This is a genomic window from Allobosea sp. BE125 (genome assembly GCF_031456075.1).
GTDB lineage: Bacteria > Pseudomonadota > Alphaproteobacteria > Rhizobiales > Beijerinckiaceae > Allobosea.
The window spans coordinates 57,779-76,419 of sequence record NZ_JAVDTY010000018.1; the positions used below are offsets into that span (position 1 = coordinate 57,779).

Annotated in this window: 21 protein-coding genes; 10 read left to right on the forward strand and 11 right to left on the reverse strand. The window is 66.8% G+C overall.

Features of this window, described 5'->3' with window-relative positions:
• The first annotated feature begins 155 nt into the window (after positions 1-155).
• The 3 genes from J2Y55_RS28675 to J2Y55_RS28685 all read left to right on the forward strand — a co-directional run bounded on the left by J2Y55_RS28675 (position 156) and on the right by J2Y55_RS28685 (position 2,479).
• Positions 156-1,274: an alpha/beta hydrolase gene (locus J2Y55_RS28675; RefSeq protein ID WP_310160127.1), complete on the forward strand. Its 1,119-nt coding sequence runs from the start codon at positions 156-158 to the stop codon at positions 1,272-1,274.
• 69 nt (positions 1,275-1,343) lie between these two features.
• Positions 1,344-1,757 carry an MbcA/ParS/Xre antitoxin family protein gene (locus J2Y55_RS28680; RefSeq protein ID WP_069689042.1) on the forward strand — a complete coding sequence of 138 codons (414 nt, stop codon included), beginning with the start codon at positions 1,344-1,346 and terminating at the stop codon, positions 1,755-1,757.
• Complete coding sequence (locus J2Y55_RS28685; RefSeq protein WP_404979064.1) at positions 1,751-2,479, forward strand: RES family NAD+ phosphorylase; 729 nt, start codon at positions 1,751-1,753, stop codon at positions 2,477-2,479. The genes J2Y55_RS28680 and J2Y55_RS28685 overlap by 7 nt, the downstream gene beginning before the upstream one ends.
• A gap of 27 nt (positions 2,480-2,506) precedes the next feature.
• Here J2Y55_RS28685 and J2Y55_RS28690 read toward each other — a convergent pair whose 3' ends face one another.
• Together J2Y55_RS28690 and J2Y55_RS28695 are read right to left on the reverse strand one after the other, a co-directional pair.
• Positions 2,507-2,911, reverse strand: a complete 405-nt coding sequence (locus J2Y55_RS28690) for an NUDIX domain-containing protein (protein ID WP_310160131.1) — start codon at positions 2,909-2,911, stop codon at positions 2,507-2,509.
• Between the two features lie 78 nt (positions 2,912-2,989).
• Positions 2,990-3,775, reverse strand: a complete 786-nt coding sequence (locus tag J2Y55_RS28695) for an SDR family NAD(P)-dependent oxidoreductase (protein WP_310160132.1) — start codon at positions 3,773-3,775, stop codon at positions 2,990-2,992.
• A 180-nt stretch (positions 3,776-3,955) separates the two neighbouring features.
• Between J2Y55_RS28695 and J2Y55_RS28700 the strand changes: the two genes are divergently transcribed.
• The gene (locus tag J2Y55_RS28700; protein ID WP_310160134.1) at positions 3,956-4,330 is read left to right on the forward strand and encodes a YkvA family protein; all 375 of its coding nucleotides are present in this window, start codon (positions 3,956-3,958) and stop codon (positions 4,328-4,330) included.
• 187 nt (positions 4,331-4,517) lie between these two features.
• On the opposite strand, the gene J2Y55_RS28705 is transcribed toward J2Y55_RS28700, so the two are convergent.
• On the reverse strand, positions 4,518-5,492 hold the full coding sequence (locus tag J2Y55_RS28705) for an NADPH:quinone oxidoreductase family protein (protein ID WP_310160135.1): 975 nt from the start codon (positions 5,490-5,492) through the stop codon (positions 4,518-4,520).
• Positions 5,493-5,690: 198 nt separating this feature from the next.
• Between J2Y55_RS28705 and J2Y55_RS28710 the strand changes: the two genes are divergently transcribed.
• From J2Y55_RS28710 to J2Y55_RS28720, 3 genes are all read left to right on the forward strand, one after another.
• Positions 5,691-6,293 carry a hypothetical protein gene (locus J2Y55_RS28710; RefSeq protein WP_310160137.1) on the forward strand — a complete coding sequence of 201 codons (603 nt, stop codon included), beginning with the start codon at positions 5,691-5,693 and terminating at the stop codon, positions 6,291-6,293.
• A 252-nt stretch (positions 6,294-6,545) separates the two neighbouring features.
• Positions 6,546-7,778, forward strand: a complete 1,233-nt coding sequence (gene rlmN, locus J2Y55_RS28715) for a dual-specificity RNA methyltransferase RlmN (RefSeq protein WP_404979061.1) — start codon at positions 6,546-6,548, stop codon at positions 7,776-7,778.
• Positions 7,779-7,783: 5 nt separating this feature from the next.
• A complete protein-coding gene (locus tag J2Y55_RS28720; protein ID WP_310160142.1) occupies positions 7,784-8,278 on the forward strand; it encodes a hypothetical protein in 495 nt (164 codons plus the stop codon).
• A 15-nt stretch (positions 8,279-8,293) separates the two neighbouring features.
• Here J2Y55_RS28720 and J2Y55_RS28725 read toward each other — a convergent pair whose 3' ends face one another.
• Both J2Y55_RS28725 and ggt read right to left on the reverse strand, forming a co-directional pair.
• Complete coding sequence (locus J2Y55_RS28725; RefSeq protein WP_310160145.1) at positions 8,294-8,986, reverse strand: acid phosphatase; 693 nt, start codon at positions 8,984-8,986, stop codon at positions 8,294-8,296.
• A 59-nt stretch (positions 8,987-9,045) separates the two neighbouring features.
• Positions 9,046-10,800: a gamma-glutamyltransferase gene (ggt, locus tag J2Y55_RS28730; protein WP_310160148.1), complete on the reverse strand. Its 1,755-nt coding sequence runs from the start codon at positions 10,798-10,800 to the stop codon at positions 9,046-9,048.
• Positions 10,801-10,961: 161 nt separating this feature from the next.
• Between ggt and J2Y55_RS28735 the strand changes: the two genes are divergently transcribed.
• The 3 genes from J2Y55_RS28735 to J2Y55_RS28745 are packed head-to-tail and all read left to right on the forward strand — an operon-like array spanning position 10,962 to position 13,010.
• On the forward strand, positions 10,962-11,570 hold the full coding sequence (locus tag J2Y55_RS28735; protein ID WP_310160149.1) for a LemA family protein: 609 nt from the start codon (positions 10,962-10,964) through the stop codon (positions 11,568-11,570).
• Between the two features lie 25 nt (positions 11,571-11,595).
• Complete coding sequence (locus tag J2Y55_RS28740; RefSeq protein ID WP_310160150.1) at positions 11,596-12,405, forward strand: TPM domain-containing protein; 810 nt, start codon at positions 11,596-11,598, stop codon at positions 12,403-12,405.
• Positions 12,405-13,010, forward strand: coding sequence for a TPM domain-containing protein (locus J2Y55_RS28745; RefSeq protein WP_310160152.1), 606 nt, complete (start codon positions 12,405-12,407; stop codon positions 13,008-13,010). The genes J2Y55_RS28740 and J2Y55_RS28745 overlap by 1 nt, the downstream gene beginning before the upstream one ends.
• Positions 13,011-13,078: 68 nt before the next feature.
• Here J2Y55_RS28745 and J2Y55_RS28750 read toward each other — a convergent pair whose 3' ends face one another.
• The 6 genes from J2Y55_RS28750 to J2Y55_RS28775 all read right to left on the reverse strand — a co-directional run bounded on the left by J2Y55_RS28750 (position 13,079) and on the right by J2Y55_RS28775 (position 18,634).
• A complete protein-coding gene (locus J2Y55_RS28750) occupies positions 13,079-13,480 on the reverse strand; it encodes a YbaN family protein (protein WP_310160154.1) in 402 nt (133 codons plus the stop codon).
• 104 nt (positions 13,481-13,584) lie between these two features.
• Positions 13,585-14,343 (reverse strand): DUF1223 domain-containing protein, encoded by a 759-nt coding sequence (locus tag J2Y55_RS28755; protein WP_310160156.1) that lies wholly within the window; start codon positions 14,341-14,343, stop codon positions 13,585-13,587.
• Positions 14,344-14,409: 66 nt separating this feature from the next.
• Positions 14,410-15,342: a lipid A biosynthesis lauroyl acyltransferase gene (locus tag J2Y55_RS28760; RefSeq protein ID WP_310160188.1), complete on the reverse strand. Its 933-nt coding sequence runs from the start codon at positions 15,340-15,342 to the stop codon at positions 14,410-14,412.
• Positions 15,343-15,495: 153 nt separating this feature from the next.
• Complete coding sequence (locus J2Y55_RS28765; RefSeq protein ID WP_310160157.1) at positions 15,496-16,518, reverse strand: zinc-binding dehydrogenase; 1,023 nt, start codon at positions 16,516-16,518, stop codon at positions 15,496-15,498.
• A gap of 29 nt (positions 16,519-16,547) precedes the next feature.
• Positions 16,548-17,294: an SDR family oxidoreductase gene (locus J2Y55_RS28770; protein ID WP_310160158.1), complete on the reverse strand. Its 747-nt coding sequence runs from the start codon at positions 17,292-17,294 to the stop codon at positions 16,548-16,550.
• Positions 17,291-18,634: a beta-ketoacyl-ACP synthase gene (locus tag J2Y55_RS28775; RefSeq protein WP_310160159.1), complete on the reverse strand. Its 1,344-nt coding sequence runs from the start codon at positions 18,632-18,634 to the stop codon at positions 17,291-17,293. The genes J2Y55_RS28770 and J2Y55_RS28775 overlap by 4 nt, the downstream gene beginning before the upstream one ends.
• Positions 18,635-18,641: the final 7 nt, after the last annotated feature.

Genomic DNA, 18,641 nt, shown 5'->3' on the forward strand with positions numbered 1-18,641 from the left:
CGGCTCGCGCCATGCCATGGGCGCATCGTGGCATTGCCCTGCGGGGTGGGTTCGCAGGTTGCGAGCGGCGGATATCGGGGCTCTGCTGACCTCACTCAGGCAGTTCGACAACCAAGACCTGTCGACAACCAAGACCTGAGACGGAGGTAACGCCCATGCCGTCGCTTCGTTTTCCGTCGCTTGCCCTCATCTTTGCCATCAGCGGTCCCATAGCCGCCTGGGCCCAGGCGGTTCCGGCCCCGCCGGCTGCACCACCGGCCAGTTTCGCTGCCGAGCAAAAGGCCGCCAACGCCGCGGACGGCCCGCGCAGGACGCCGCCGCGCAGCTTTCCGGTGCCGACCGAGGAGGTCAGCCCGGAGATGCGCAAGCTGATCGCCCTGCCGTTCCCGCCGCATATGGACGCTGCGCCCAACAGCGCCGCCGAATGGAAGGAATTGGTCGACCGGCGCGCCAAGCTCGCCATCGCCGCCCTGCCGGCGCTGAAGGAGAAGCTGAAGGTCGATGTCCAGCCCGCCGTGATCGGCGGCGTGAAGGCCTTCATCGTCACGCCCAGAACGATCCCGCGTGCCAATCGGGACCGGCTGCTCGTTCATGTCCATGGCGGCGGCTATGTCTTCGGGCCAGGCGAGGCGGCGCTGCCTGAAGCGATCCTGCTCGCCGGCTTCGGCGGCTACAAGGTGATCTCGGTCGATTACCGCATGCCGCCCGATGCGCCTTATCCCGCCGCGATGGATGACGCCATGGCGGTCTGGAAGGCGGCGACCAAGATGGCCAAGCCCCGCAACATGGCGATCTTCGGCACCTCGACCGGCGGCGCGATGACGCTCGCCATGGTCCTGCGCGCCAAGGCGGAGAAGCTGCCGCTGCCCGCCGCGATCGCGCCTGGCACGCCCTGGTCGGACATCGCCAAGATCGGCGACAGCTACGCCACCAATGAATGGGTCGACAATGTCCTGGTGAGTTGGGATGGCTGGCTCGGGCACGCGGCCTTGCTCTACGCCAATGGCCACGATCTGAAGGACCCGCAGCTCTCGCCGATCTATGGCGATTTCCACGGCTTTCCGCCGACGATCCTGACCTCGGGCACGCGCGACCTGTTCCTGTCGAACACGGTCCGGACCCATCGCAAGCTGCGGCGCGCCGGTGTCGTTGCCGACCTCAACGTCTATGAGGGCCAGAGCCATGGCCAGTATGGCGGGGATGTGAACGCCCCCGAGACGAAAGAGGCCTTCACCGATATCGCCAAATTCTTCGACCGCCATCTCGGGCGATAGGGCGATCATCGGCTTGATCTTGCCATTTGGCATTTTATGTATTATTTGATGCCAAATGGAGATTGCGTCATGACGGCCCTGCAGCGCATCGAGACGACACAGCGCGACTTTGTCCCGGATCCGATTTCGGATGACGAAGCCGGTGCGATGTTTCGCGCCGCGATCAACCTGTTCCGGCTCTGGCGCGTCACCGACGAGCAGGCGGCGACGCTGCTCGACCTGCCCTTGCGCAGCTACCGGCGCTGGAAGGCCGGCGAGATCGGCCGCATCTCGCGCGACGGCAAGGCGAGGCTCTCCAATCTGATGGGCATCCACAAGGCGCTGCGCCTGATCTTTCGCGAGCCGCAGCGCGGCTATGACTGGATCCAGGCGCCCAATGCCGCCTTCTCCGGCCACACCGCCCTGGCAGTCATGCTCGGCGGCGAATTGACGGATTTGATGCGGGTCAGGCGCTATCTCGACGATGAACGGGGCGGCTGGTGATCGATGTCAGCGCCGTCCCCGCCACCGATCTGGTGTGGCGGGGGGCGGTCCGGATCATCCGCAGCCTGTTTCCGCCGATCGACCTGTTCGAGGACATCGCCGATCCCGCCGACTGGCCATTGATCCTGGCAGCCGAGCAGAAGACCAATCCGCGTTTGATGGAGAGCGTCGGCAATCTCGCGCTCGTGCCACCGGAGAGGCGTGTCTCGGGCCCGGGCGCGAGCTGGCTGATGGCGCCCTTCACCCATGTCAGCCCGGACCGGCCGAGCCGTTTCAGCACCGGGGGGTTCGGCGTGCTCTATGCCGGCGACAGCTTCGAGGTCGCACTGTTCGAGACGGTGCACCACCATGGCCGCTTCATGGCCGCGACGAAGCAGCCGCCGGGCTGGACCTCGCAATTTCGTGAAATCCTGCTCGATGTCGAGGCGCGGCTGCATGATCTGCGCAAGCCGGGGTCGGCCGTCAGCGCGGTGCTCGACCCGGACGACTATGCGCAAAGCCAGGAGCTCGGCAACACGCTTCGCGCCGCGGGCTCGGAAGGCGTGGTCTATCCGAGCGTTCGCCGTGCTGGCGGGGCCTGCGTCGGCCTGTTCTATCCCGACGGCGCCTCGAAGCCGGTTCAGGGCCGCCATCTCGACTATCACTGGAATGGCGAGCGGGTGGATCTCTACCGCGACCTCAGCCGCGGTGAGGTCTACCGGATCGTTCAGGGTAGCGGTTGAGGATACCGATGGAGGCTCGTTCGTTGCTCAAGCATCGGCCGAACGCAGCGACTCGAGCAAGGGCCGGTACTCCTCAAGGGCAAGGTCAGGAAGCGCCAGGGCTTCCTCCAAGCGAAACCAGCCGAACTCGGTGTGCTCATCATCCATGATACACGGCTCGCCCTGCCATTTCCTCACGGCATAGATATGGAAGGCAACTGGCTCGGTCGATGTATGCGGGCCGACGATTCGGCCAAGAGCGTCGCAGGCTAGGATCGCGATACCCATCTCTTCGTGAATTTCGCGGATGAGCGCCTGTTCCAGCGTTTCTCCGGCCTGAACATGGCCTCCGGGAAAGCTCCACAGGCCAGGATAAGCTTTTCGATGCGGGCTGCGCCTGGCCAGGAGGACGGCATCGTCTTTCAGCAACAGGGCGTTGACGATGTCATCCATTCGAACCTCCGGGTGCTGATCCCGAAGGATGGCCGCGGCCGGGACTGACGGCAATGAACCGCAGCCCACCACATTGTTCTACTTCGCCGCCAGCCGGATCGCGCCGTCGAGCCGGATCGCGGTGCCGTTGAGCATGTCGTTCTCGATGATGCTCTTGACCAGGGCGGCATATTCGCCGGCCTTGCCGAGGCGTGAGGGGAAGGGGATCGAGGCGCCCAGCGAGGCGCGCGATTCCTCCGGCAGACCGTCGAACATCGGCGTCTCGAACAGGCCGGGCATGATCGTCATCACGCGGATGCCGTAGGCGGCAAGTTCGCGTGCGATCGGCAGGGTCATGCCGACGACGCCGGCCTTGGAGGCGGAGTAGGAAGCCTGGCCGATCTGGCCGTCCTCGGCGGCGACGGAGGCCGTGTTGATGATCACGCCACGCCCGCCATCCCCAGTGACCGGGTCGAGGGCGGCCAGCGCCACGGCCGATTTCGCGATCACGCGAAAAGTGCCGGTCAGGTTGATGGCGAGGCCCTTCTCGAAGGTCGCCATGTCATGGGCGATGAGTTCGCCGGTCTCGCGTTTCCTGGAGATGACGCGGCGGCCGGGCGCGATGCCGGCACAGTTGACGATGATGCGGGCGACGCCCTGGGCGGCCCGTGCCTGGGCGAGCGCCGCGTCGACGGAGGCGTCATTGGTGACGTCGCAAAGGCAAAAGACCCCGCCGATCTCGGCGGCGACCGCCTCGCCCCGCTCGGCGTTCAGGTCCAAGAGCGCGACCTTGACGCCGAAGCCTGCAAGCATGCGCGCAGTGCCTTCGCCGAGGCCCGAGGCGCCACCGGTGACGATAGCGGAGAGCGAGGAATCGAGTTTCATGGGCGTTTCCCGTTCGCAATGGCGTTGGCAACGCGTTTAGAGGCCCTGTCGTCCGGCTCCAAGCGAGATTCTTGCGCCGGCCCTTGTGCAGCCTTGGGCCTGGGGCCACATTTTGCAACGATCCTGGCCCGGCATCATCCCGATGCCGCTTGGATCGAAAGCCCGCGAGGAGGGGCTGGCATGAGCGACACGTTCCATTCACGCTTTTCGGCGGAGGAGATGGCGGAGATTCGCCGGAGCCTGCGCGACGAGGCGCGCTTCGGTTCGGAGTTTCTGGGCCGGCTCAAGCGCGTGGCGAAGCGGGTACCCTTCGCCGAGGATCTGCTGGCAGCCTGGATCTGCACGCGCGATCCGGCGACGCCGCGGCGCGTGCGGCTGACGCTTCTGGCGGCGCTCGGCTATTTCGTGCTGCCGCTCGACGCCATTCCCGACATCCTGCCCTTCATCGGCTTCACCGACGATGCGGCGGTGATAGCGGCCGCTCTCGCTGCGGTCGCTGGCTCGATCACGCCTGAGCATCGCGAGAAGGCGAAGCGGACGCTGGCGGAGCTGTAGGCGGGGCCAGAGCAGTTTCCGATCCGATTGGGTCGTTCAACCGCTCCAGCTCTTTGTTTTAACGCGTTTTCTCCGCGCAAACGCTTCGCGTTTGCCGCGGGCGAACCGGTGTCCACTTCGCTCGAAAACGCTCTGGCCGTTCGTCGAAAGATGCGTCATTCCGGGTCGCTCCGGAATGACGGCGGGCTCACAGCGTCAGGATGATCTTGCCCTTGGCCTTGCGGTCGCCGATCAAAGCGAAGCCCTCGGCCCAGCGCTCCAATGGCAGGGCGGCGTGGACATGGGCGCGGATATGCCCGTTCGCGGCCCAGTCCAGCAGGCGCTCCATATTGCGGCGATGCGCGGTGGGCTCGCGCCGGACGAACTCGCCCCAGAACACGCCGCGCAGGTCGCAGCCCTTCAGCAACAGCAGGTTAAGCGCGATCTTCGGAATCGCGCCGCCGGCAAAGCCGACCACGAGATACCGCCCTTCCCAGGCCATGGCGCGCAAAGCCGGCTCGGCCAGCTCGCCGCCGACCGTGTCGTAGAGCACATCGACGCCGCGCCCTTCGCTCAGGCGGCGCAGGCCGGCCTTCAGATCCTCGCTGCTGTAGTCGAGCTCCTCCTGCGCGCCATGCGTCCGGGCGAGCGCGAGCTTCTCGGCCGAGGAGGCGCAAGCGATGACATGGGCGCCGAGCAGCGCACCGATTTCGACCGCCGCCAGCCCCGCGCCGCCGGCAGCGCCAAGCACCGCCAGAGTCTCGCCGGCCTTGAGGTCGGCGCGCTGGATCAGCCCATGCATCGCCGTGCCATAGGTGACGAACAGCCCCGCCGCCTGGGCGTCGTCGAGCGCATCGGGCACGCGCACGATCTGCTGGGCCGAGACGACGACGCTTTCGCGCGCCGCGCCATGGCCGAGCCAGGCGGCGACGCGCTCGCCGACACGCCAGCCGGTGACGCCCTCGCCGATACTGGCGATCGTGCCGGCGCATTCGGCCGAAGGCGAGAAAGGCAATTCGGGCTTGGTCTGGTAGCGCCCCTCGATGATCAGCGTGTCGAAGAAGTTGAGCGCGGCTGCCTTGACCGCGATGACGACCTCGCCCGGCCCGGGCCTGGGCTCGGCAATGTCGCGGATGACGAGCGTCTCGGCCGGCCCATGGGCGTCGCAGAGCAGTGCCTTCATCGTTTCCCCAACCGCTGCGATGGTGCTGCGCGCGAATGTGGCATGCTCAGATGACGAACGGAACCATGGGTGGGGTGTGGGGCATTCGCATTTTCGCCCGGATCGTGACATCCTATCGTTTCCGCGATCTTGAACTCTCGGGTCAAATGCCCCGGGAATAGAGACGCTGTTAAGATTTCTGCTGATTGATGGCGGCCTATGAATCTCTGTTTGCTCCGCACCGAATTCGCCGCCTCACGGCTCATGATCGTCGCATCGCTGCTCGCCGCGAGCGTGATCGCGGCCGTGCCGGCCTCCGCTCAACCCAAGCCGAAGCCGCAGGCGAAGCCTGCACCGGTCGCATCGGCAAGCGCTGGCCAGGCCCAGGCGATGCTCCTGGAGACGGCCGGCAAATGGCAGGCCTTTTCCTCGCAGCAAGGGCGCTCGAAGGTCTGCTACGCGCTTTCCAAGGCCGAGACGCGTGTGCCCGCCAACCTCAAGGATATCGAGGGACTGCTCTTCGTCTCCAGCCGCCCGACCGAGGGCGTGCGCAACGAGATCAGCTTCGTGATGAATTTCGACCTGAAGGAAGATGTCGAGCATCAGGCGATCATCGGGTCCGAGCGCTTCGCGCTGGTGGCGAAGGGCCAGAACATGTGGCTCAAGAACCCGGCCGAGGAGCCGCGCATGTTAGACGCGCTGCGCAAAGGCTCGGGGCTTGAAGTCAAGGGCACCTCGAAGCGCGGCAATCCGACCAGCGACAAATACTCGCTCGCCGGGATGAACCAGGCGGTCAAGCGCGCCGAAGACGCTTGTAAGTAAGGCGGCGCCGGAATCCGCGAGCGCGGCCGTCTGACGCGGCTTTCTGCGCTTCCGGTGCTCACGGACATGAAGTCCGTTGCGCTCCGGTTCTCGAAATCCGCGCCAGCCGACTCACGCTGGCGAATTCCGGCAGCCACCCTGTGTCGCACTGATTTGTTCGGGTATTCGGACCGTGATTTCGCGGCTGGGCGTTCTCGTGTTATGAGCCGCCGATATTCGGGCCGATGATCGCCCGTCCGAGCCAGAGTTCCGATGACCTTGTCCGTGCTTGAGCCCGCCGCGCCAGCGGCCGAACCCGTTGTTACGAGCCGCGTTTCGCTGGTCGGGCGCACGCGCGCCGGCTTGGCGCTGGCGCTGGCCGAGATCGGCGTTCCCGAGAAGGAACGGCGCATGCGCGTCGGCCAGCTCTGGAATTGGATCTACCATTATGGCGTCCGCGATTTCTCCGCGATGACGACGATCGGCAAGGGTTTGCGCGCGGCGCTCGATGAGCGCTTCACGCTCGATCTGCCGGAGGTGACGGCCGAGCAGGTCTCGACCGACGGCACGCGCAAATGGCTGATCCGCATGGCGTCGACCGGCCCACGCGATCGCGGCGCCGAGATCGAATGCGTCTATATTCCCGAGGTCGACCGCGGCACGCTTTGCGTCTCCAGCCAGGTCGGCTGCACGCTGACCTGCACCTTCTGCCACACCGGCACGCAGCGCCTCGTGCGCAACCTCACCTGTGAGGAGATCGTGGCGCAATTGATGGTGGCGCGCGACCGGCTCGGCGATTTCCCGAACCGGAGCAAGCCCGACGGCGCTTTCGTGCCCAATGATGGCGGGCGCTTCGTTTCCAACATCGTCTTCATGGGCATGGGCGAGCCGCTCTATAATTTCGACGGCGTGCGCGATGCCATCGACGTGATCTCGGACAATGAGGGGCTGTCGCTCGGCCGCCGCCGCATCACGGTCTCGACCTCCGGCGTCGTGCCGCAGATCGGCCCGCTTGGGCATGAGATGGGCACGATGCTGGCGATCTCGCTGCATGCGGTGCGCGACGAATTGCGTAACGAGCTCGTGCCGCTGAACAAGAAGTATCCGATCGCCGAACTGCTCGAGGCCTGCCGGACCTATCCCGGCGTTTCGAACGCGAAGCGGATCACCTTCGAATATGTCATGCTCAAGGGCGTCAATGACAGCGACGCCGATGCGCGCGAACTGGTGCGCCTGCTCAAGGGCATTCCGGCCAAGATCAACCTGATCCCGTTCAATCCCTGGCCCGGCACCAAATATGAGTGCTCGGACTGGGACCGGATCGAGCGCTTCTCCGAGATCGTCTTCCGGGCCGGCTATGCCTCGCCGGTGCGCACCCCGCGCGGGCGCGACATTCTCGCCGCCTGCGGCCAGCTGAAGAGCGAGACCGAGAAGCTCTCGGCCCGCGCAAGGCTGATGCTGGACCAGGACGAGGCGGCGGCTGCCGCCGCCGTCGCTGCGGAATAATCGCCTTGCTGCGCTGGCTGCTGCTGATCCCCTTCGCCTTGCTCGTCGCCATGGGGGCGGGGCTGTTCGCGATGCTCGTCGCCAGCGTGGTCTCGCCCGAGATTGCGCTTCTGATCGGCGGCGGGTTCCAGCGCTTGACGGAGGCGCTGTTCGGCCTGGCCGAAAGCGACATCGATCCCACGCCGGTGGCGCAGGCCGCCTTCAGCCTGCTCGGGCGGCTTGGCATGGCGATCATCGTCGCGCCGGTCGTGCTGGTCGCTGTTTTCAGCGAGCTCTTCCGCTTGCGCAGCGGGCTGATCCAGAGCGGGCTCACCGGCCTGCTGGCGACCGTGCTGCCGCTCGCCATGCTGCGCCTGTCGCGCGCGCCGAGCGAGGCCGAGATGCGGGTGATCGGCGCCCTGTTCCTGATCGGGGCCGCGACGGGGTTCGTCTACTGGCTGATCGCAGGGCGTGGGGCGGGCGCCGCCCGGACGGTTCCGGCCGGCGCGCCACCCCGATAGGCTTCGCCCCCTGCTTTAGAGGCCAAGAACCTTGCGCAGCTCGGCCTTCGCCGCGGCATATTCAACCTGAAAATCCGGCTGCTCCATGATCCTGGCGGCGATCACCGTGCCGGCGATGCGGCCGGCCTCGACATCGGCGCGGAAATGGATGCCGCCGATGATCCGGTTTTCGCCATAAGCCCAGGCGCGCGCCATGATCTCGTTGCGCTTCTCCGGAACCATGTTCGACAGGACGACGCCCATCAGCGTGCCGATAGTGGTATGGCCCGAGGGGTAGGCGCCGGAGTTGGAGAGCTTCACCGCGGGCTTGACCAGCGGGCTGTACTGATGCGGACGCGGGCGCTTCCAGCTGTCCTTGGCCGGGTCGACGACCTCGCCTTCGGTTGCGACGACGCGGTCGAAGAAGGCCGAGAAGGCCGGCAGCGTCTCGGTCTTGAAGTTGGGTCCCATGACATTGGCGAAGCGCCAGACATTCTCGACGACATCGGCCTGGGCCTGCGCCTCCATCTCCGGCGTGCGCGTGACCTGAATGCTCAGCACCTCGGCGAGCTCCGCCCGGGTCTGGGCCGAATCATTGGCGGGCGGCGGCTTGAGCAGGGTCAGGAGGTCGATGGTCTTGGCCGTGGCGAAGGGTTTCGCCTCCTCGGCGTGAACCGGGGAGAGGGCGAGCACGGCTGTCGTCAGGGCAGCGAGAAAGAGGGAGCGCATGATGGTTTTCCTGATGGGGAGAAACCGACGCGCCCAAAACATGACAAGGCTATGAAGCTTCAATCGCCGATCGCGACGCCCTCGCGCCGGCCATCGGCGCCGCCGACGAACCCTTCCGGCGTTTTGACGATGGCCTGGATGCCCGAGGTCATCTCCAGCAGGCGGACCTCATGGCCCTTCGCCTCCAGCACGGCCTTCCAGGGCTCGGCTTCGGTGCCCTTTTCCAATTCGGTGGGGCCGTTGCGGCTGCCGAAATTGGCGAGGTCGACGGCATTCTGCGGATCCATCTTCCAGTCGAGCAGCGCGACCAATGTCTTGGCGACGAAGCCGATGATCTGGCTGCCGCCGGGCGAGCCGACCACGGCATAGAGCCTGCCGAAGGCGTCGAAGACCAGTGTCGGCGCCATCGAGGAGCGCGGGCGCTTGCCGGCCTCGACGCGGTTGGCGACGGGTTTGCCGTCCTCTTCCGGCGCGAAGGAGAAGTCGGTCAATTCGTTGTTGAGCAGGAAGCCGCCCTTGCTCATCAGGCGCGAGCCGAAGCCATCCTCGATCGTTGTGGTCATCGCGACGGCGTCGCCATTGGCGTCGATCACCGAGATATGGCTGGTGCCGTGCTCGACGCTGTCCGAGGGCGCGAGCAACTGGGCGCGCTTATGCGGCGGATCGCCGGGCGTGGCGCGGCCCATGGATTTGTCGGGGCTGACGAGGCCCGCGCGCGAGCGGATATAGTCGCGGTCGATCAATCCCGAGACCGGGACGCTGAGGAAAGCGGGGTCGGCGAGATAGAGCGCGCGATCGGCGAAAGCGAGCCTGCCGGCCTCGCTGAACCAGTGCGCCGCCTCGGGCCCGGGGCCCATGCGCGCCAGATCCTTGGTCTCAAGGATGCCGAGCATCTGCTGCACGGCAATCGTGCCGGAGCTCGGCGGACCCATGCCGCAAATCCGGTAGACGCGGTAGAGCCCGCAGACGGCCTCGCGCTCCTCGATCTTGTAGGCGGCGAGGTCGGCAAGCGTGATGTCGCCTGGATTGCTGTTGTGGCCGGTGACCTTGGCGACGATGTCCTCGGCGATCGGCCCGGCATAGAAGGCGGCCGAGCCGTTCTCGGCGATGGCGCGCAAGGTCGCGGCGAAGGCCGGGTTCTTCAGGATCGTGCCGACGGCCTTGGCCTTGCCGTCGGGCTCGTAGAAATAGGCGGCGGCGAGCGGGTCGGCGATCAAGGCCTTCTCGCCGGCCAGGAGGCCGTTGAGGCGCGGCGAAATCGCAAAACCGTCCTCGGCGAGCTTGATCGCCGGCGCGATGACCTGCGGCCAGGGCAGCTTGCCCCAGCGCTGATGCGCGCCCTCGAGCAGCTTCAGCGTGCCGGGCACGCCGACCGAGCGGCCGCCGATGACGGCCTCCATGAACTTCATCGGCTTGCCGTCCGCGCCGATGAAGCGGTTCGGCTTTGCCGCCGCCGGCGCGGTCTCGCGCCCGTCCAGCGTCGAGAGCTTCCGGCCGGCCTCGTCCCAATGCACCATGAAGGCGCCGCCGCCGATACCCGAGCTCTGCGGCTCGACGAGGTTGAGCACGAGCTGGATTGCGATCGCCGCATCGACCGCGCTGCCGCCGGCGCGCAGGATCTCGCGGCCGGCATTGGTGGCCAGTGGATTGGCGGCGGCGACCATGTAGCGCTGGGCGTGACCGGAGGTCTTGGCGATGCGTCCCGTGCCGGCTTCGGGCGCCGGAGCGAGGCTCTGGGCGGTTGCAGAGCTCACGATGGCTGCGGACAGGGCGATCGCGAGGAGAGCGCTCCTCGATACTGACAGGGTCGTCATCTCGTCCTCCTCACCGCCGCGGCTTGCGCGCCAGATTAGCGCCAGATCGTGCCGGCGCGCCACGGTCTCGGCAACGCAGCTTCGTATCCGCCTTGGAGGCCGGGCCCGGGACGGCTAAGGTCACGGTCCTGCCTGTCGATACGTCAGCAAAGGGGCCCGGCATGTCGTTCCCAGTTTCCATCGCCTTTCGCCGTAGTTTGACGGCGGCAGTGCTTGCTTTCCTCGGTTTCGCGCTCGCGGGTTGCGGTTACAACAACGTCCCGACGCTGGAGGAAAAGGCCAAGGCGTCCTGGTCCGAGGTGCAGAATCAGTATCAGCGCCGCGCCGACCTGATTCCGAATCTGGTCGAGACGGTGAAGGGCTATGCCGCGCAGGAGCGCGAGGTGCTGACGCAGGTCGTCGAGGCGCGCGCCAAGGCGAGCCAGGTCAAGGTCGACGCCTCGACCATCACCGATCCCGCGAAGTTCAAGGAATATCAGGACGCGCAGAACCAGCTCACCGGCGCGCTCGGCCGGTTGCTCGTCACGGTGGAGCGCTACCCCGACCTCAAATCGAACCAGAACTTCCTCGCCTTGCAGTCGCAGCTCGAAGGCACCGAGAATCGGGTCACGGTGGCGCGGCGCGACTACATCCAGGCGGTGCAGGCCTTCAACACCGAGATCCGCACTTTTCCGGGCGTGATCTGGGCAAAACTGTTCTGGGGCTCCAAGCCGATGGAGACCTTTGCCGCGACGGCCGGGGCGGAGCGGCCACCGGCGGTGAAGTTCTGAGGCCGCGGCGATCGCGAGGCGCGTGATGGCGCGCAGCCGCCTTTGGTCGCTGATCCTGCTCGCTGCGCTCGTATTTGCGAGCGCGGGCGCCCGGGCGGCGGACCCCGCCTATCCCGCCCTCACCGGCCGTATCGTCGATGGCGCCAAGCTCATCGCGCCCGAGGCGCGCCAGCGCATCGAGGCGAAGATCAAGGCGCATGAGGACAAGGCCGGCGACCAGCTCGTGGTCGCGACGGTGCCCTCGCTGCAAGGCATCGGCATCGAGGATTTCGCCAATGGCCTGTTCCGGTTCTGGAAGCTCGGCGAGAAGCCGCGCAACAACGGCGTGCTGTTCATCGTCGCGCCAAATGAGCGCAAGGTCCGCATCGAGGTCGGCTACGGGCTGGAAGGGGCGCTGACGGATGCGCTCTCCAAGGTCATCATCACCACGGCGGTGGCGCCGAAATTCAAGACTGGCGACTTCGCTGGTGGCATCGAGGGTGGCGTCGACGCGATCCTGACGATCCTCTCCGGTGATGCCGAGGAATGGCAGCGCCGCGCCCTGGTACGGGATGATGAGAGCTCGCCGGCCGAGACCCTCGCCGTCATCCTGGTGATGGTGTTCATCTTCATCCTGGTGGTCGCCTTCATGCGCGGCCTGAGCCAGGCGGGCGGGGCCGGGCGACATCGCCTGCGTGACGGGCGCTGGATCACGCTGCCGCAGAATTCGAGCTGGGGTTCGGGCTCGGGCTCGGGATCGAGCTGGGGAGGCGGCGGCTGGAGTTCCGGCGGCGGGGGCGGCTTCTCCGGCGGAGGCGGCTCGTCGGGCGGCGGCGGGGCTTCGGGGGATTGGTGATGGATTCGGACGACAGGGACGCGATTGCGGCGGCCGTCGCGGAGGCCGAGCGCCTGACCAGCGGCGAGATCGTGGTGGTGATCGACCGTGCCGCGAGCAGCTATCGCTCGGTGCCGATGGTGCTGGCCCTGGTGCTGTCGCTGTTGGTACCCTGGCCGCTGCTGGCGCTGACGATGACGAGCGCGCCGCGCATCTTCCTGATCCAGTTGATCTGCGCGGCCCTGTTGATGGCCGCGCTGCTCTGGTATGGGCGCGGCGGCCGCTTCGTGCCCGGCTTCGTCAAGCGCGGCCGCGCGCATGACGTGGCGCTGCGCGAGTTCACCGCGCGCGGGCTGACGCAGACGCGCGGGCGCACCGGCGTGTTGCTCTATGTCGCCTTGCAGGAGCGCTATGCCGAGGTCGTCACGGATATCGGCATCGACGGCAAGGTCGATCCGGAGACATGGCGGGACATCGTCGCCGCCCTGCTCGACGCTGCGCGGCAGGAGCGTTTGCGCGAGGGGCTGATCGACGCGGTCGGGGCGCTCGGGCGCGTCCTGGCGCAGCACGCGCCGCCGGTCGCCGATGATGTCGACGAACTGCCGAACAAGGTGATTCTGCTGTGATCTGGCTGCGCGCCTCGGGCAGGGGAGATGCCGACAGGCCTTGAACGATCAGCCCGGGACCGCCGCGATCAGGCTGCCGATGCCGGCTGTTCCGGTCGCCGCCAGACATAGACGAGCACGCCGAGCATGATCGCGGCCACAACGGCCTGAAGCAGGCGCGAATCGGTTTCCAGGAAGATCAGCGAAAAGCTCGCGATCATGCTGATCGTGATCAGCCATTTCGCGCTGCGCGGTATGGCGCCGGCCGCATTCCAGTTCGCGATCAGCTTGCCGAAGCGGGGATGGGTCGTCAGCCAGGTTTCCATCCTCGGCGAGGATCGGGAGAAGCAGGCCGTCGCCAGCACCAGGAAGACGATGCCGGGAATCAGGGGCACGACCAGCGCGACGACGCCGATCGCCACACTCAGGCAGCCGAGCGCGAAATAGACCGGGCGCTGCCAGCGCGGCTTCAGGGAAGCATTGGGTTCCACTCGAGATCCTTGCCGCAGGGGTCGCGTCGCGCCATGGCCATGGGCCGGCCGCACGTCACTGGCATTTAGGGTAGGTCGATACAAGCCGGGTTCGGGGTCCCGGATCAGCGCGCGCTGCGGGCGGCGCCCAGCATCGCGGCGGGCATCATGCCGTATTTCCCGAGCGTTTCGGCCTGCACGACGACGATATAGCTGTCGGAATCGGCGGCGCGCGTCGTCGTGAGGGGAGCCGTCAAGGTCGTCTCCCCGCCATCCCATTCGCCGATGCGCACCATGCCGCGCACGACATTGGCGTAGGTGATGGTGCGGCCTTCATTCTCGCCGCGCGTGATCGGAACGGTGACCAGCTTCGCGACCGGAAGAATCCAGACGCCGGCGGGCTTGTCGCCCGGGCTGGCGGAGGCTGCGATCTTGATCCGCAGCGTCGTGCCGTCCTCCTGCAGCGAGAGCTTTACGGGCAGGGCACTGGGTGCCTGCTCGCGCAGCATGCGCTCGATCTCGGTCTTGTCGGAGCCGACGATGTGGGAGGCGCCGTTGATCACGGCCTGGGGCGTGTAGACCTGGCCGTCGCCGCGGGCCTTGGCATAGAATTTCTGGCGCTTGGTGAAGACGTCCTGGCCGAGCGTGTCCTTCCAGCCGAGATAGTCCCAATAGGTCACCGGCAGCGTCAGCGCGATGACGGCAGGGTCCTTGGCGATCTCGCGCAGCAGCGCGTCCGCAGGCGGGCAGGACGAGCAGCCCTGGCTGGTGAAGAGCTCGACGACCGCCTTCGGCTGCACTGCGGGAGCCTGCGCATGCGCCGTCGCGACGCCCAGGAGGAGCGCGGCGATGGATACGGGAAGGAGGCGGGCGCGAAGGGTCATGGCTGAACTCGGCGACCATTATAGCTGTGAGGTATTACCAAGCGCCCAACAGCTCTCACTTGGAAATCACGTTGCCTTGAAAACCGGTTGAATCGTCATATTGGGCGCGTCGCCGCCCTTCGCCGCGGCGACCAGGTTAGGCCGCCAGCGCCGATGCATCCAGAGCCATTGCTCGGGATGCTCGCGCACCCATCCCTCGACGACGGCGGTCATCATCGCCATCGCGCCTTGAACGTCGATCTCGCCATTGGCATCGCGCGGCAGGTCGAGCGGCGGCGTCAGCTCCAGCCGGAAGCGATGATGCGGCAAGCGGATGACGCGCACGCCATGGACCGGGCATTCGAAGCGCCGTGCGAATTTGCCGAGGATCGGGTTGGTCAGCGCCGGCCGGCCCATGAAGGGCACCACCACGCCGCGGGTGAAATGCTGGTCGATCAGCATGCCGAGATGGCCGCCCTTCTCCAGCACGCCCTGCATGGCGAAGGCTGCGCCCTGCTTGGCGGCGGCGAGCCCGCCCATTGCGCCGGAACGGATCTCATGCACGATCGCGGCGATGGCCGGGTCGTTGGGCGCGCGGAACACGGCGGTGGTGTCGAGCTTGTAGGCGGCGGCACAGATCGCCGGCAGCTCCCAATTGGCGAGATGGGAGGAGAAGATCAGGCCCGGCTTGCCATCATCCTTGAGCGCGATGAATTGCTCGATGCCGTCGACCTCGACGCGCGAGGGCGCGTCCCGGTTGTCGTCGTCATAGTCGAACAGGGTGTTGAGATGGGCGTATTCGGCGGCGGTGCGGCCGAGATTCTCCCAGGCCCCGCGGGCGATCCGCCGAACCTCGTCCTCCGCCATATCAGGGAAAGCCGCGCGGATATTGGCGAGCGCGACGCGGTTGACCGGGATCACGGGGCTGACGCTGCGCAGCAGCCAGCCGCCGAGATCGCTCGCCCGCTCGGGCCCGAGCCAGCGCAGGAAGCCAAACAGCGCCCGGATCAGGCCGATCATCACCACGGCGCCGGCGCGCGCGGCGAGAACTTTCAGTCGTCTCAAGGTCAGCCCGGTCCCATCTCGCCCGTGCATTGAGCTTATCGGGCAGGAACCGGGGACTTGCGGCAGGAAGGCCGCCTGCGTCAAGCCTTCCGGGCGCGGACGGCCGCGTCAGAAGGCGACGATGACCTTGCCGAAGACCTGCCGGCCTTCAAGCCGGGCCAGGCCTTTTTCGAAATCGGCGAGCGGAAACACCGAATCGATCACGGGTTTCATGCCGCCGGCCATCTTTTCCAGCGATTGCGCGATGTTTTCGATGCGGCAGCCGAAGGAGCCGGTGATGCGGTATTGCTGCTGAAAGAGCTGCATCAGGTTCATCGTGGTCGAGGCGCCCGACGTCGCGCCGCACGTGACGAGCCGGCCGCCACGCTTGAGGCAGAGCAGCGAGCCGTTCCAGGTGTCGGCGCCGACATGCTCGAAGACGACATCGACGCCCTTGCGCTTGGTGAGCTGGCGAACCTCGCCCTCGAAGCGCTCGGTCTTGTAGTTGATGACGAAATCGGCCCCGAGCGCCTTGGCCTTGCGGCCCTTCTCGTCATCGCCGACGGTCGTATAGACCGTGCAGCCGATCGCCTTGGCCATCAGGATGGCGGCCGTGCCGATGCCCGAGCCGCCGGCGTGGACCAGGACGGATTCGCCGGGTTCGAGCTTGGCGTTGTCGAACAGCATGTGCTGGACCGTGCCGAAGCCGATCGGCGCGCAGGCCGCGTCCTCGAAGGAGACGCCTTCAGGCGCCTTGATGACGAGGCGCGCCGATTTGTTCAGCAGTTCACGCGCGAAGCCGTCGATATGGAAGCCCATGATGCCGGCGACGTTCTCGCAGAGATTGTCGCGGCCCTCCCGGCAGGCCTTGCAGTGGCCGCAGGTCTCGGCGCCATAGGCGGTGACGGTGTCGCCGACCTTGAGATTGGTGACGCCCTCGCCGACGCAGACGATCTCGCCCGCGGCCTCGACGCCGGCGGCCTGGGGCATCTTGCGCTTGGCGAAGGCCATGCCGCGAAAGCCCCAGACGTCGAGATAGTTCAGCGCAACCGCGCGGATGCGGATCTGCACCTCACCGGCGGCGGGCGGCGGCGGCGGCTCGATCTCCTCGAGACGGAGGTCGCGGTCGCCATGAAGCTGGAGGGAACGCATGTCTTGGAAAGCCCTTTTGCGGTCGGCGATCAGCGATGCACGCCAAGCTGTGCCGTCACCCCGCCATCGATCGGCAGCACGGTGCCGGTGATGTAGGCCGCCGGCTCGCTCATCAGGAAGGCGGCGAGCCCTGCGACCTCCTCGGGCTTGGCGAAGCGGCCGGCCGGGATCTGGGCCTGCATCTTGTCGCGATAGGCCGCATAGGGCGCCATCATGTCGGTGTCGACGAAGCCCGGCGCGATCACGTTGACGGTGACGCCGCGCTTGCCGGTCTCGACCGCGAGCGTCTTGGCATAGGAGATCAGCGCGCCCTTGGAGGCGGCGTAGGCGGCATTGCCCGGGTTGCCGCGCAAGGCCGCGACGGAGCCGATCGCGACGATGCGGCCGGCGCGGGCGCGGATCATGTTGCGCATCAGGCTCTTGGCGAGGCGGGTGAAGGCCCAGAAATTGACCTGCATCGCCGCTTCAGCCTTGTCCTGCACCATCATTGCGGCCAGCGAATCATAGGGCTGGCCGGCATTATGGATGAAGCCGAAATAGCTTTCCGCCTCACGCCCCTCGCAGAAGGCGTCGAGCGCGGCCTTGTCGGAGAGATCGAGCGGGAGGGCGGCGAGCAGACGATCGGGGTGGGCCGCATTGATCTCCGCGACGAGCGCCTGCGCCTGCTCGGGCGAGGAGCGATAGGTGAAATCGACATCATGACCGGCCGCGGCCAGCGCACGGACGATCGCGGCGCCGACGCCCTTGGCGCCGCCTGTGACGAGGATGCGGGTCATGCGTGGGTCGGCTCCACAGTCAGCACGAGGCAGGTGTTCTGGCCGCCGAAGCCGAAGGAGTTCGAGATGATGGTGCGCACCGTCGCGTCGCGCGCCGTGTTGGGCACGACGTCGAGCGCTATCGCCGGGTCGGGATTGGCGTAGTTGATCGTCGGCGGAATGCGGCCATTGGCGATGGTCATGAAGGAGATCACGGCCTCGACTGCGCCGGCCGCGGTCAGCGTGTGGCCGATCATCGACTTGTTGGAGGAGATCGGCAATGTCGCCATGCGCTCGCCGAAGACGGCAGCGCAGCTCATCGCCTCCATCTTGTCGTTCTCGGGCGTCGAGGTGCCGTGCGCGTTGATGTAGTCGACATCGTCGGGCGTAAGCCCGGCATCGTCGAGCGCATCCTGCATCGCCAGGATCGCGGGCTTGCCGTCGGGGCTCGAGCGGGTGCGGTGGAAGCCGTCGCCGCGCTCGCCGCAACCCGCGACGATGCCCAGGATGGTCGCGCCGCGCGCGAGCGCATGGTCGTAATCCTCCAGCACCAGCGCGCCGGCGCCTTCGCCCATGACGAAGCCGTCGCGGTTCTTCGAGAAGGGTTTCGCGGCGGCTTCCGGCGGATCGTTCTGGGTCGACAGCGCCGAGAGCAGCGAGAAGCGGATCAGCGCCTCGGCATGGACCGAGCCGTCGGTGCCGATGCAGAGCGCGGCTTCCGTATCGCCGCGGCGGATTGCCTCGACGCCCATCTGGATCGCGGTCGCGCCGGAGGAGCAAGCCGTCGAGAGCGAGATCGGCGAGCCCTTGGTGCCGAATCTGTCGGCGATATGATCCGCGACTGCGCCGAACAGGAAGAGCTCGTGCATGGGTTTGAATTTCTGCGAGGCGGCGGCGCGCAGCAGCCCGTCATAATCCACGTCGCCTTCAAGGGTTTGGGCCAGCTCCTGCTTCTGCGGCCATTCCATCTCGACCGGCGGCACCGCCATGAAGAGCTCGCCGGGAAAATCGCCGGGCTGGCCGAGGCCGCTCTGGCTGACCGCCTCGTCGGCTGCGAGCGTCGCGAGCTTCTCCGAGAGCTGCGGGGCGGTGAAGGAGCCGTCGAAGAGAAAATCGACCGTGCCGGCGATGGTGGTGCGCAGGCCCTCGGTCGGGAAGCGTTCGATCCGGTGGATGCCGGATTTGCCGGCGGTCAGCGCCTGCCAATTGGCCTCCTTGCCCTGGCCGAGCGAGGTGACGATGCCGAGGCCGGTAACGGCGACGACCCGGCGACCCTTGGCGTCGCGATGGGCTGCGGTCTGGCCCGCCGCAGTCTGGTTCACTGCCGTCTGGTTCACTGCAGTCAGGTTCTTGGCGCTCATCGCTTGA